At 65.8% G+C, this 13001-nt stretch carries 16 protein-coding genes and 1 riboswitch; of the genes, 6 read left to right on the top strand and 10 right to left on the bottom strand.

Annotated elements, in window-relative coordinates:
• Positions 1 to 253: 253 nt before the first annotated feature.
• From J1M87_RS07315 to J1M87_RS07305, 3 genes are all read left to right on the top strand, one after another.
• Complete coding sequence (locus J1M87_RS07315) at positions 254 to 850, top strand: peptide deformylase (RefSeq protein WP_206488899.1); 597 nt, start codon at positions 254 to 256, stop codon at positions 848 to 850.
• 85 nt (positions 851 to 935) lie between these two features.
• Complete coding sequence (locus J1M87_RS07310) at positions 936 to 1832, top strand: GNAT family N-acetyltransferase (RefSeq protein WP_241256535.1); 897 nt, start codon at positions 936 to 938, stop codon at positions 1830 to 1832.
• Positions 1833 to 1843: 11 nt separating this feature from the next.
• The gene (locus J1M87_RS07305; RefSeq protein WP_206488898.1) at positions 1844 to 2644 is read left to right on the top strand and encodes an exodeoxyribonuclease III; all 801 of its coding nucleotides are present in this window, start codon (positions 1844 to 1846) and stop codon (positions 2642 to 2644) included.
• Here the strand turns inward: J1M87_RS07305 and J1M87_RS07300 are convergent.
• From J1M87_RS07300 to J1M87_RS07290, 3 genes are all read right to left on the bottom strand, one after another.
• Complete coding sequence (locus J1M87_RS07300) at positions 2614 to 3210, bottom strand: hypothetical protein (RefSeq protein WP_206488897.1); 597 nt, start codon at positions 3208 to 3210, stop codon at positions 2614 to 2616. The genes J1M87_RS07305 and J1M87_RS07300 overlap by 31 nt on opposite strands.
• An 84-nt stretch (positions 3211 to 3294) precedes the next feature.
• Positions 3295 to 3654 (bottom strand): GNAT family N-acetyltransferase, encoded by a 360-nt coding sequence (locus J1M87_RS07295; RefSeq protein ID WP_374222365.1) that lies wholly within the window; start codon positions 3652 to 3654, stop codon positions 3295 to 3297.
• Between the two features lie 123 nt (positions 3655 to 3777).
• A complete protein-coding gene (locus J1M87_RS07290) occupies positions 3778 to 4104 on the bottom strand; it encodes a GNAT family N-acetyltransferase (RefSeq protein WP_206488896.1) in 327 nt (108 codons plus the stop codon).
• Between the two features lie 290 nt (positions 4105 to 4394).
• Between J1M87_RS07290 and thiD the strand changes: the two genes are divergently transcribed.
• A complete protein-coding gene (gene thiD, locus J1M87_RS07285) occupies positions 4395 to 5249 on the top strand; it encodes a bifunctional hydroxymethylpyrimidine kinase/phosphomethylpyrimidine kinase (protein ID WP_206488895.1) in 855 nt (284 codons plus the stop codon).
• On the opposite strand, the gene J1M87_RS07280 is transcribed toward thiD, so the two are convergent.
• From J1M87_RS07280 to thiO, 7 genes are all read right to left on the bottom strand, one after another.
• The gene (locus tag J1M87_RS07280; RefSeq protein WP_206488894.1) at positions 5211 to 6032 is read right to left on the bottom strand and encodes an adenylate/guanylate cyclase domain-containing protein; all 822 of its coding nucleotides are present in this window, start codon (positions 6030 to 6032) and stop codon (positions 5211 to 5213) included. The genes thiD and J1M87_RS07280 overlap by 39 nt on opposite strands.
• A 37-nt stretch (positions 6033 to 6069) precedes the next feature.
• Positions 6070 to 7527, bottom strand: coding sequence for a M28 family peptidase (locus J1M87_RS07275; protein WP_206488893.1), 1458 nt, complete (start codon positions 7525 to 7527; stop codon positions 6070 to 6072).
• Positions 7528 to 7552: 25 nt separating this feature from the next.
• On the bottom strand, positions 7553 to 8323 hold the full coding sequence (locus tag J1M87_RS07270) for an ABC transporter permease (protein WP_206488892.1): 771 nt from the start codon (positions 8321 to 8323) through the stop codon (positions 7553 to 7555).
• Positions 8323 to 9285, bottom strand: a complete 963-nt coding sequence (locus J1M87_RS07265; protein WP_206488891.1) for an ABC transporter ATP-binding protein — start codon at positions 9283 to 9285, stop codon at positions 8323 to 8325. Before J1M87_RS07265 ends, J1M87_RS07270 begins: the two co-directional genes overlap by 1 nt.
• Before the next feature lie 124 nt (positions 9286 to 9409).
• Complete coding sequence (locus tag J1M87_RS07260; RefSeq protein WP_206488890.1) at positions 9410 to 10162, bottom strand: thiazole synthase; 753 nt, start codon at positions 10160 to 10162, stop codon at positions 9410 to 9412.
• Positions 10155 to 10370: a sulfur carrier protein ThiS gene (thiS, locus tag J1M87_RS07255; protein WP_206488889.1), complete on the bottom strand. Its 216-nt coding sequence runs from the start codon at positions 10368 to 10370 to the stop codon at positions 10155 to 10157. Before thiS ends, J1M87_RS07260 begins: the two co-directional genes overlap by 8 nt.
• The gene (gene thiO, locus J1M87_RS07250; RefSeq protein WP_307830764.1) at positions 10367 to 11434 is read right to left on the bottom strand and encodes a glycine oxidase ThiO; all 1068 of its coding nucleotides are present in this window, start codon (positions 11432 to 11434) and stop codon (positions 10367 to 10369) included. The genes thiS and thiO overlap by 4 nt, the downstream gene beginning before the upstream one ends.
• A riboswitch (TPP riboswitch) is annotated at positions 11433 to 11546 on the bottom strand. (Overlaps the previous gene by 2 nt.)
• A 46-nt stretch (positions 11547 to 11592) precedes the next feature.
• Here thiO and thiE point away from each other — a divergent pair.
• Both thiE and J1M87_RS07240 read left to right on the top strand, forming a co-directional pair.
• Complete coding sequence (thiE, locus tag J1M87_RS07245) at positions 11593 to 12285, top strand: thiamine phosphate synthase (RefSeq protein ID WP_206488888.1); 693 nt, start codon at positions 11593 to 11595, stop codon at positions 12283 to 12285.
• Between the two features lie 55 nt (positions 12286 to 12340).
• On the top strand, positions 12341 to 12934 hold the full coding sequence (locus J1M87_RS07240; protein ID WP_307830752.1) for a hypothetical protein: 594 nt from the start codon (positions 12341 to 12343) through the stop codon (positions 12932 to 12934).
• Positions 12935 to 13001: the final 67 nt, after the last annotated feature.

Here is a 13001-nt window from a genome sequence, read left to right as displayed (position 1 = left end):
CCTCGAGCGAATTACACAGTTGTACTTCGGCCATCATTCAACCATGCTCGACGCCCGAGGCACGGCTCCGACGAAGTACCGGCGCGTGGCGTGTTCCGCGGCTTCGCTTGCGCGACGCCCAGGGTCGATCCGCACCTGACGGTTCACTATCGCTCTTCGTCGGCGAAATCCCGCGCCTCGACGCCGATACCGAACAACCAGGTGCGGTTGCCCTCGGCCAGGTCACGTGAGCGACCCACTATCCTTGTCGACCATGGCAATTCTTCCCATCCGGATCGTCGGCGATCCGGTGCTGCACACCGCTACCGCTCCCGTCACCGAGTCACCCGCCGAGTTGGCCGAGTTGATCGCCGACATGTACGAGACCTTGGCCGCCGCCAACGGTGTCGGTCTCGCAGCCAACCAGGTGGGCGTCGGCAAGCGTCTGTTCATCTACGACTGCCCCGATCAGGGTTCGGACGGGAAAATGATCCGCCGCCGCGGCGAGGTCGTCAACCCGGTGCTCGAAACCTCCGAGATCCCGGAGACGATGCCCGATCCCGAGGACGACGACGAGGGCTGCCTGTCGGTGCCCGGTGAGCAACACCCCACCGGCCGCGCGGACTGGGCCAGAGTGACCGGCACCGACGCCAACGGCGATCCGGTAGATATCGAGGGACGGGACTTCTTCGCTCGGATGCTTCAGCACGAGGTGGGTCATCTCGACGGCTTCCTGTACACCGATGTTCTCATCGGTCGGCATGCCCGGGCGGCCAAGAAGGCCATCAAACGCGCCGGGTGGGGCGTGCCGGGACTGAGCTGGACGCCGGGAACGGTCGACGATCCCTTCGGCCACGACGACGAGGACTGATCGACTCGATGGCCGAGCAGTGAGCGCCGCCGTGGGCTCGCGGGTGATGCTCCGATACCGATTGCCACCCGGGCACACCCATCCGATGACGGACATCATCGGCGAACTGGTGGCGATCGACGCGCAGGCGGTCTCGGTCCGCGGCCGCGACGGCGCGCTGGTACAGATCGCGGCCGATCGCGTCGTCGCATTGAAACCCTTGGGCCCCAGACCGATTCGGACTTCCGAGATCCGCGCGCTCGAGGCTGCTGCCGCCGACGGCTGGCCGGGCGTCGAACGTGAATGGATCGATGGCTGGCAGCTGCGCTTCGGGCACGGGTTCACCGGCCGCGCCAATTCGGCGTCACCGCTCGAGCCCGGAGCCTCGACGAGTGCCGAGACGCTGTCGGCGATCACCGCCTGGTACGCCGCACGCGCACTGCCGCCCACGCTGTCATTGCCCGACCGCCTCGGCCGGGCCCCGGACGGCTGGTCGACCTACAACGAGAGCGCCGTCATGGCTGCGGACATCTCGAATCTCGGTCTACGCGATGGCGATTCGGCCATCGCCGTGACAGAGGAGCCGACGGCCGAGTGGTTGGCTTCCCTCCACTACCAGGGCGGCACAGCACCCGCGGGCGCAGCGGAGGTGGTGTCCGCCGTCCACGACGGTGCGCTCGGCTTCGGCACGCTCGGTTTCGGGGCCGTTGCCGTGGGGCGCGCAGCGGTCACTACCGCACCCGACGGTCGCCGCTGGGTGGGATTGGCCTCGCTCCGGGTTGCCCCGGAGCATCGCCGCAACGGACTCGGCACCCTGATGTGCGGAGAACTGGTGCGATGGGGGCGCCAGATCGGAGCGACGCACGCCTATCTGCAGGTATCGGTGGACAACGCCGAAGCCGTTGCCCTGTACCGAGATCTGGGCTTCATCGACCATCACCGGTACCGCTACGCCCGACCGACCGAAGCGATCGGTGCGAACTCTGTCGGCAGGGTTCTATAGGGTTTGTTCCCGTGCGCTTGGCTACTTGGAATGTGAACTCCGTCCGCTCCCGTCAGGATCGAATCGTCGATTGGCTGCAACGATCGGATGTCGATGTACTGGCGATGCAGGAAACCAAGTGCAAGGACGCACAGTTTCCGTACGAGCGGTTCACCGACATCGGGTACGAGGTGGCCCATGTCGGGCTGAGTCAGTGGAACGGCGTCGCGATCGCGTCGCGAGTCGGACTGGCCGATGTGCAGGTCGGGTTCGAGGATCAGCCCGGTTTCAGCAAGGACCCCGAGATCGACCCAGCTCAGGAGGCCCGTGCCATCGGGGCCACCTGCGACGGGGTGCGCGTCTGGAGCCTGTATGTGCCGAACGGGCGCGAACTGGCCGATCCGCACTACACGTACAAGCTCGAGTGGCTCGCTGCGCTCAAAGCCGACGCCCAGGCGTGGGTGGCGGCCGATCCGCAGGCGCAGATCGCCCTCGTGGGCGACTGGAACATCGCGCCCACCGACGACGATGTCTGGGATCCGGCACTGTTCGAGGGCAAGACGCACACCTCCCAGGCCGAGCGTGATGCCTTCGCCGCCTTCGCCGACGCCGGATTCACCGAGGTCACACGGCAGTTCACTCCCGAACCGAGAACGTACACCTACTGGGATTACACGCAGTTGCGCTTCCCGAAGAAGCAGGGTCTACGCATCGACATGGCGTTGACCTCGCCTGCCCTGTCGGCCCGCGTGACCGGAGCGTCGATCGACCGCGAGGAACGCAAGGGCAAGGGTGCCAGCGATCACGCCCCGGTGGTCGTCGAGATCGGCTGATCAGACGCATCCGACGGGGCTGCCACTGCGCGGGCGGCAACAATCGCTCCGAGGGCGATCAGCAGGCCGTGCGCTATGCGCACGGCAGGGGGCGCGTAGAACTGCGGCAGAAAGAGCACGAATCCGGCCGCCAGCACCATGGCGTAGCGATTGTGCAGCGCGAATGCCACCAGACCGACGGCGAGCAGCACCAGGCCGAGGCCGAACATGACCGACTGCGCAGGCGAGTAGCGGATCGGTTCGGCCAATTCGATCAGGCCGGGGTTCGAGTTCGCGAGAGCGTCGACGCCCAACGCGTGCAGGGCGAACGTCTCCGCGCCGTAGTACGGCAGCACCAGTCCGACACCGATCCAGGTGGCGACCACTGCGACATCGGACCGCCGACCGGTGTACGTCACGGCCAGTCCGACAGCGATGAAACCGAGCATCGCGGCGGTGTGGGCAAGGACCCAGGCCGGGGATGCGAAAGCCTCCGCTCCGGCTGTACCCACCTCGTCCGAGTAGGGCCGAAGCGCCGGGTACACGGCGAACATCAGTCCGATGAAGAGATACAGAGTTGGGCGCATCGGGATCCACATCCTTTCGAGAGCGGCGCTCTCTCCAGGAAGCAGTATTCACCCAACCCCGCCCCATCGCAAGAGCAGTGCTCTCTATTCGGCTACGAGATCCAGAAATTCCTCGTGCTCAGCCAGGTACCGTCGCACGAACGTACAGATGGGAACGATGCGCCACCGGCGATCGCGCGCGGTGTTGAGCGAGGCGCGCACCAGCACTCCGGCCCAACCACGGTCGCCGTACTCCTCCTTGACGACGGTATGCATCAGGGCGACGACGGAGCCGTCCCCGACGCTGCCATCACCTGAGCGGTACCCCAGAATGCCGACGAGCTCGTCGTCGACGAAGAGATCGAACCTACTGTGATCGACGTCGTCCTCGATACGGACGACGGGTCGCTCGACGGGGGTCACCGCGTCGGCGCGTCGGGAAATGATGTGACTCATGTCACTCATGAGACCAGTGTTACTCGTGTGACGGGAGAAAAGTGCTCCGATTGTCGCCGAGTCGAGTCCTCGATGTGATCGAGCTCTACCGTGATCAGGCCCTACCGTGATCGAGCCTTACCGGGAGCTGCGTCAGAGCGGAACGAGCATGTCGTTGTACTCCGGATTGGCGGCGGCGAATCGCTGCACGTAGGTGCAGACGGGCCGGACTTTCCATCCGTAGGAACGGGCACTGTCGAGAGCGCGGCGCACCAGAATGCCGGCGAGACCCTGATGGCCGAAATCCTCGGTGACGACGGTATGCATGAACGACACGACATGCGTTCGCGTCGCGCGCGTTCCGTTCCCCTCCACCTCGTAGAACCCGACGATCCCGACGAGATCGCCGTTCAATCGCAGCTCGAACCGGTTCTGATCCTTGTTGATCGAGACATCAGCGCTAGGAGTATTCGCAAGCATAGGACGCCCCCTTCGCTGTGTATGAAGTGATGAACGAGTGGATTCGATGTGACGTGCACCACTATTAAACATGCGCGCAGTGGCCCTGTCACCTTTTCTACCAACAAACCTTCGGATGCGTAGGTTTGCATGTCGTTCCCGAGTCGAATGCTGGTATCGGTCATAAGGGCCCCTGTTCGACCTTGTGATACAACAACATTCGAAGCCGACCACATTTTCTACCGATATTCACAGGTTCGAGTTCGGCCGCCGGGGCTGCACTCGGTGCGCCGCCGGTACTGTCGTCTCTCGTGAAGTTCCTACCGCTCACGCCCAACGGCGAGACTCCCGTTCGCGCTCTGACGATCGCCGGAACCGACTCCGGCGGCGGAGCCGGAATCCAAGCCGACAGCCGCACGATGGCACTGCTGGGTGTCCACGCGTGCGTTGCCGTAGCAGCGGTCACGGTCCAGAACACCGTCGGCGTGACGGGCTTTCACGAGGTTCCCCCCGATGTGGTGGCGGCGCAGGTGCGCTCCGTCGTCTCGGACATCGGCGTCGGCGCCGCGAAGACCGGGATGCTGGCGTCCACCGGGATCATCGAGGCCGTCACCGCCGTGTGCACCGAAGTCGGCATCGGCCGTGACCAGCCGGTTCCCCTCGTCGTCGACCCGGTGTGTGCATCCATGCACGGCGATCCACTGCTGCACGCCGAGGCCCTCGACGCCATCCGGCACACCCTGTTCCCGATCGCATCGCTGGTGACCCCCAATCTCGACGAGGTACGGCTCATCACCGGCATCGACGTGGTGGACGACGCCAGTGCCCGCCGCGCCGCAGAGGCCCTGCACGACCTGGGAGCACAGTGGTCCCTGGTCAAGGGTGGCCATCTACGCACGTCGACGCACAGCACCGACCTTCTCTTCGACGGCGACAAGTTCCTCGAATTCACCAGCGAGCGCATCGACACCGGCAACGATCACGGCGGCGGCGACACCCTCGCCGCGTCGATCGCGTCGGCGCTGGCCCACGGTTACTCGATGCCCGACGCGGTGGCGTTCGGAAAGCAGTGGGTCACCCGCTGCCTGGCCGCGTCCTACGACCTGGGCGCAGGGCACGGCCCGGTATCACCGCTGTGGCGACTGCACGAGTCGGAGGATGCGTAGATCGTCCGGTGCACCCTTGATCTTCGGAGCGAAGAAGCTGCGTCGATAAGGCTTGGACACCACCTCCAACGCGTCGAGCACCTCCGGCGGTACCGCCGCCAGCGCCGCCTCCGAGATCATCACGTTGCCGTTTCCACCGGTCTGCATCACGCGGGCGGCGACCGTGACGTCGACGCCGAGCCAGTCCGATCCGACCTGGCGGGGATTGCCGGTGTGAATCCCCACTCGCATCGTCGGGGTGTAGCCGTCCACGTCGACGCCTGCGAGAGCCTCTCGGGCCGCGAACACCGCCTCGACGGCCTTGCCCGCATCGGTGAACACCGCCATGATGCCGTCGCCCAGTCGCTTCACGACGTGGCCGCCGCGGAACGCGACCTCGGGTTCGACGGCTTTGGAGACCTTGCGCAGCAGTGTCAGAGTGGCGGTGTCACCGGCCCGCAGCGACCATGACGAGAACCCGACCAGGTCGGTGAACACGATGGTGACCTCGCGCTCACCGCGGCCGCGTCCGGTGCGCTCGAGGATCGCCTGCCATACCTGCAGTGCCCCGAGGCCGACTTCCCGGGACGCGCCCGGTTCGTCGTCCAGTCCGTTCGCAGCGAGGAATCGATCGGCCACCCGGGCCACTGCCAGTGCTCGCCCAGGACCGTCGATGGACAGCGGATCACCGAACGTGGGGTCACCGGGCAATGCTCGACGTACGCGCCGGACGGCCCCGACGACCGTAGGCGCTCGGTTGGTGGTGCGAACCCACTCCACCACCGAGTCGACGACTGCGTTCACAGCACCGAGCGTAACTCACTGTCACACATACCCACGGTCATCCTTCGGCGCGCGCAGCCTCACGCTCCGCCCCGACCGGCACCCCGTTGGGGCCTTCCACCGACTGTGCGTAGACGCCGATTCCGTAGGCGACGGCCGCACCGTTCTTCGCCAGTGCGTCACGGTCGACGTTGGCCAGGGTGTCCTGGTCGGTGTGGTAGTTCTCGTCGAAGGCCTGATCGGCCGTGCCACCCCACTTCTCGGCCTGCGCGGCAGTCTTGTTCTCGTCCGCGCCGCTGAAGACGCCGCCCGCGGGGATACCGACTTCGATGAACGGGCCGTAGTCGGAGCGGCCGTCGAAATCGGTACCGTCGACGGCAATCCCTTCATCGCCCAATCGCTCGACGAAGGTGCGCTCGATGGCATCGGACCCGGCCGGTCCGGCGGGCTCACCCACCTGGTCGGAATCATCGCCGTCGTAGGCGAGATAGCCGGCGTTGTGTGAGCCGATCATGTCGAAGTTCAAGTACAGCGCGATGTTCTGCTTCTCGTCATCGGAGAGGTTCTCGACGTATTTGGTCGAGCCGACGAGGCCGTTCTCCTCGGCACCCCAGAACGCGAAGCGCACCGCGTTGGTCACCTCGGGCGCGCTGCCCATCTGCAGTGCCGTTTCGAGCACTGCCGCGGTACCGGTGCCGTTGTCGTTGATGCCGGGACCTTCCGGGACGCTGTCGAGGTGTGCGCCTGCCACCACCACATTCTCGGTGGATCCAGTGGTGGTTTGCGCAATGATGTTGCGGCTCTTGGTCGTGTCGGTCGCCGTGACGAGTGTGAGCGTGACCTCGGGGGCCGCGAGCACCGCCGGGCCGTCCTCCTGGCTGACGCCGCCGGTGGGAATCCTTCCGGTCTCGGGATCGCCGAGCGTCCCCGAATCGAGTGGTCCGGCTTCGTTGTTGACGATGATTGCGGCAGCGGCTCCCAGATCGGCTGCGACAGACTGTTTCACGCCGAACGAACACACTCCACGCGGTACGACGGCAACGGCACCGCTCAGATCGAGGCCTTCGTAATCGGCTGCCTCACACCCGTCCTCGTCAGCCGGGGTGCCGACGACCCGTGCGGTGATGCCCTCGGCACTGGTGGTCGGCGAGTAGCTGAGGGCGAACACCGGAACCTCGGTGCCCGCCAGTGACAGAGTTTGAGTCTGCGCCTCGAAGGTTTCGAATTCGAACTCCGGAGTGGTGACGTCGAAGCCCGCCGATTCGAGTTGCGAGAGAACATAATCAACGCTCGCGTCGTATCCCGCGGTACCGGCGGCCCGATTACCGTCGTGCGCGGCTGCGATGGCTTCGAGTTCCTCGAGATGCCCGACGAGGCCGTCCTCGGTGACCGCAGCCGCAAGACCAGGCCCGTCGGGTGTGGCGAAAACTCTGGCCGGTTGCTCGTCCGAGGTGGACGAACAGCCGGCCAGAATCAAGACCGAGACGGCGCTACCTGCAAGCAAGGAAATCCGCATATCGGACACCCTACCCAGAGTGAGGTCAGGCGTCCCGACGATTGACGACCAAGACCGCTACTCCGAAGATCACCGCGGTGAAGACAACGAAGTAGATCAGGCTGCCGATCGGACCCCAGTGGAAATCGGTCCCCGCCGAGCCGCCGAGGAAATGGTCGGCATTCTTGAACGGCAGGAACGGCTGGATCTTCTCGCCGACCTTCGGGATGAGTCCGACGAGGCTTTCGATCAGCAACGGCCACAACAGCAGCACGGCGATGGCACCGGCGGACTGCCGAACGAGCGCACCCACCGCGACGGCCAGGACTATCTGCACGAATGCCAGGATTGCCGTGCCGTAGATGACGCGCCAGGTGCCGTCGACATCGAAGCTCAGCAGTGCCCCTGCCTCCTCACCCGCGATCGCCTTGGCCAGGAACAGCGCACCGAACGCCAGGATCAACGACAGCACCGCGCCGTACACGCCGACGATGAGTGCCTTCGCACCGAGCACCGATGCCCGGTTGGTGACCGCCTGGAAGGTGGTTCGGATCAGGCCGAAGCGGTATTCGCTGGTGACGGTCAGTGCTGCCAGGATCATCAGCACCATCAGCCCCAGGCCGCCCACACCGCTCCCGACGACGTCGTACGCGGTGGTCGGCGGCAGGCCCTCCGGCGCATCCGGACCGAGGGCAGTCTTGGCTGCCCAGCCCAGGATGGCTCCGAATCCGAGGCCGAACACGACAACGATCGCGCTGCACCACCACGGTGATTTGGTCGAGGTGAACTTGATTCTCTCTGCTGCCATGACGCCCATCAGAGTGCACCGCCCATCGCTTGCTGATTGTTGGGATCTTCCGCTCCCGAGCCGTGATACTGGACTGTGTCTCCGGTGAGTTTCATGAAAGCTTCCTCGAGCGAGCCACGCTGAGAGGCCAACTCGTGCAGAGTTATTCCGGCTCGACCGGCGATATCGCCGATCGCATCGGTCGTGGAGTTGAGCACTACGAGCGAAGGTTGCAACTCGTCTGTCCTGTCCGGCTCACGCACGGTGAGACCGGCGGTGGTCAGGGCCTGACGGAGGCCGTCGAGCTGCGGGCTGCGCACGCGCACCGACGCTTCGGAGGCGTGATCGATGAACTCCTGCACCGAGGAATCCGAGATCAGCTTGCCGCGTCCGATGACGATGAGATGTTCGGCCGTCTGAGCCATCTCCGAGAGCAGGTGGCTCGACACGAGCACCGTACGACCCTCGGCCGCCAAGCGCTGCATGAACTTTCGGATCCAGACGATACCCTCGGGGTCGAGGCCGTTGACCGGCTCGTCGAACAGCAGCACCTTGGGATCGCCCAGCAGCGCACCGGCGAGACCGAGCCGCTGAGACATACCGAGCGAGAAACCGCCGGCATTCTTCTTCGCCACCTCGGACAATCCCACCAGACGCAACACCTCCTCGACCCGCGACTTGGGGATGCCGTTGGAGGCGGCCATCCACTCGAGGTGCGCACGTGCCGATCGATTCGGATGTACCCACTTGGCGTCGAGCAGAGCGCCGACGGTTCGCAGTGGCTGCTTCAGATTGCTGTAGTTCTTGCCCTCGATCGTCGCCGTACCCGAGGTGGGTCTGTCGAGACCGAGGATCATGCGCATCGTGGTCGACTTGCCTGCGCCGTTGGGACCCAGGAAGCCGGTGACGATACCGGGTTTGATGGTGAAGGTGAGGTTGTCGACCGCCGTCACCGCTCCGTACTGCTTGGTCAGTCCTGTCACTTCGATCATGGGTATCACTGTGCTCGATCGAGACCGACCGCACATCGACCCACAGTCGCCAATCGCATCATCCTTTCGGATGAGTCGAACCCTGAGGCCGTGTGCGCGGCCGGGGGCGCAGACGACGCGGCGGTCACATGGGCGAGCTGGCCTGCGCCCAGAATCGCTTCGGGATACGCCCTGCGTGCCGAGCCTGGTACCCCGCGGCGACCGCATGACGCATCGCCGACGCCATCATCGCCGGATCCTTCGCACGCGTGACCGCCGTCGCGAGCAACACTGCGTCGCAGCCGAGTTCCATCGCCAGGGTCGCATCGCTGGCGGTGCCGATACCCGCATCGAGGATCACCGGAACCGACGCGGCATCGACGATCATCTCGATGTTGTGTGGGTTGGAGATTCCCAGGCCGGTCCCGATGGGCGAGCCGAGGGGCATGACGGCGACACAACCGATGTCCTCGAGGCGCTTGGCCAGAACCGGGTCGTCGGTGGTGTACGGCAGCACCTGGAAGCCGTCGTCCACGAGAAGCTCTGCGGCCTTGACCAACTCGATGGCGTCGGGCAGCAGGGTTCGCTCGTCGGCGATCACTTCGAGCTTGACCCAATCGGTCTCGAGCGCCTCACGTGCCAGCTGTGCGGTGAGGACCGCTTCGGCCGAACCCCGGCACCCCGCGGTGTTCGGCAGCGGCGCGATGTTCAACCGGCGCAGCAGATCCAGCACTCCGGTCCCACCCGCGGCGTCGACGCGGCGCATCGCGACGGTGGTCAGCTCGGTTCCGGACGCGACGAGGGCGTCTTCGAGTACCGCGAGATTGGCCGCTCCCCCGGTGCCGGTGATGAGCCGGGAGGTAAAGCTACGGCCGGCGATGGTGAGAGCGCTAGCCACCTTGCACCGCCGTGAGCACGTCGATGGTCCAGCCCTTTTCGACGGTGGTGGTATCCCAGTTGCTTCTGGGCAGCACGGTGCCGTCGACCGCCACCGCGATTCCTTTCTCCGGCAACCCCAGGAACTCGAGGAGTCGACGCATGGTCATGTCCTCGGTGAGCAGGTGGTCCTCACCGTTGACGGTGATGCCGATGGCGACCTGAGTCATGGTGTCCTTTCGATCTGTTGGCTGCACATGTGCGAGAAACGTTCGGGGGTGGCTGCTTTCGCCTCGCCGAGTTCGCGGCCGTCGATCAGCGCGGCAACGGCGTCGGCGGTGATGGGGGCCAGGAGGATGCCGTTGCGGCCGTGACCGGTCGCGACGAGGACGTTGTCGGTCAGGCGGCCGATGATCGGTATGCCGTCCGGGCTCATCGGGCGCAGTCCCGCTGCGGTTTCGTACAGTTCGTACTCGCCGATGCTCGGCATGAGTCGTTCGGCATCGGAGATCAGGTCTCGTACTCCGGCGACGGTGACCTGGGTGTCCTGGCCTGATTCGTATTGTGTTGCACCGACGACCAACCCGTCGCCGCGTGGCACCAGGTAGATCGGCCTGCCGTGCACCGTGCCGCGGACGGTGCGCTGCGGCGGCGCAGCGGCGCTGGGCCGTCGCCGCAATCGCAGAATTTCGCCCTTGACCGGCCGAACGGGCAGCGTCGGCCACAGCGCGGCCGAGTTGGACCCTGCGGCCAGGACCACGTGATCGGCGTCGGGCACGGTGTGCACCGGCTCCGTCACGAACTCGACTCCGGCACCGATGCAGCCCTGCTCGAGGGCGGCGACCAGCGCTCGATTGTCGACGGACAGTTCGGTCGGGGCCAGCAAGCCGAGGCGGATGTTGGGCGCCAGCGCGGGTTCGAGTTCTCGCAGCTGCGCACGGCCGAGAATCTCCAGCTCGTGCCCCTGCTCGGCCACCCATTCCGCGATGGTCCGCAGATCGGCGGCATCGGCCGAGTCGAGGGCCACGGTGACGGATCCGGTCGAGGAGAACACCGAGGGGCCGGGGAGGCGTCGGGCAAATTCCGGCCAGCGCGCCAACGAGGCGGCACCGAGATGCAGTAGTTCGTGTTCGCCGGGCCAGCCCTCGGACAGCGGTGCCAACATTCCGCCTGCGACCCAGGACGCGCCTCGACCGAGAGCGGGATCGTGGACGACCACCCGGTGACCGTCCTGGCCCAGTCGCAGCGCCGTCGACAGCCCGATGACGCCTCCGCCGATCACAACGATATGCACGCGATTCACAACCTCACTCCCTGCGCCCGCATGATCGGGTTCAGGTATTGACGGTAAGGGCGGCGAACCCACTCTCAGCCCCACGATCCCCGGGACTCCCGCGATTTCTCGGCCACTCCGTCTTCGGTGGTGGCCACTATGAGAATACAGTTCGTCTCGTGCATCCATCTCAGACCGTCCGCAATCAGACTCCCCGCGAGCGTCTTGCGTCCGCTCGCCTGTACCTGTGTACCGATGCCAGGCGCGAGAAAGGCGACCTCGCCCAGTTCGCCGAAGCGGCGTTGTCCGGTGGCGTCGACATCATTCAGCTACGCGACAAGAACTCTGCCGGTGAACGCGAGTTCGGCCCTCTCGAAGCCAAGGACGAGCTCGCTGCGTTGGCCGTCCTGGTGGCCGCGACCAAGCGACATGGAGCGCTGCTTGCGGTCAATGATCGGGCGGATCTGGCGTTGGCCTCGGGCGCGGACGTGCTGCACCTCGGCCAGGGGGATCTGCCGGTGCATTACGCGCGGCAGATCCTCGGCCCGGACGTGGTGATCGGCCGTTCGACGCAGAACCGCGCCCAGGCCTCACTCGCCGCGATCGAGGACGGGGTCGACTACTTCGCCGTCGGTCCGGTGTGGCCGACGCCCACCAAACCCAACCGCAAGGCCGCAGGGCTAGAGACGCTGCGGGCCACTGCCGATGCATTGCCGGAGCGGCCGTGGTTCGCCATCGGCGGAGTCGACGGGACCAATGTGGATCAGGTTCGGGCCGCCGGAGCCGATCGCATCGTGGTGGTCCGCGCGATCACCGAGGCCCGCGATCCGCAGGCCGCTGCTCGTCAGCTGGTGCAGGCGTTGCAGGTCTGACGCCGACGCTCACCTGCCGAACAAGGACATCGAACGGTGCGTAGTGTCACCCGGCGTGGCGCGTAAGGGGTGGGGGCTCGTCGTTGCGGCTGCGGTGGTCGTGGCCCTGGTGTCGCTGGCCTCCAACGTGACGAGTGTGAGCCAGCTGTCAGCAGAGGCCGACACCCTGCTGGCGGTGCGCTCGACGATCAGCAAGCTGGTCAATTCGGGTGCAGTGTGGGCAGGTCTGCCCATTCTGTGCGGCTGGTTCGTCCGCCGTCCGCTGCAGGCATTCGCGGCCGGGATCGCGGCAGGCCTGATCGCGCTGGGGGTCCATTACGGTGTCGGACTGCTGTTCGGCATGTTCGACGCGACCGTGTGGGCCTCGAACCAGTGGTGGTTCCTTCTGGCCCTCGTCACGGGCGGTCCCCTCGGTCTTCTCGGGGCCGCAGCGCGAAACACAGGCCCCGCGGGATTGCTCGCGCGTCTGGTTGCCCCCGCCGGAGCGGTGCTGGAGCCGTTCTGGCTGAACATGTTCGATGTTCCGACTTTTCTGCCGTGGCCGAGCCGCGTGTCCAGTGTGGCCGCAGGGCTGATTCTCGTCGTAGCTGGGCTGGTGGGCGGCGCGATACTGATCCGCCGCTGGCATACGCAGCGTTCCGCGCACTGACGTAGGTAGACCCTTCACGAAATCCCCTCCGCAGCAGGAAACCTCGGTCGGGCCTGGCCCGAACGAC

Source organism: Rhodococcus sp. KRD162 (assembly GCF_017168335.1).
Taxonomy (GTDB): Bacteria; Actinomycetota; Actinomycetes; order Mycobacteriales; family Mycobacteriaceae; genus Rhodococcoides.
Note: the sequence above shows the minus strand (reverse complement) of the source record. Positions and strands in the feature narration are given on the sequence as shown.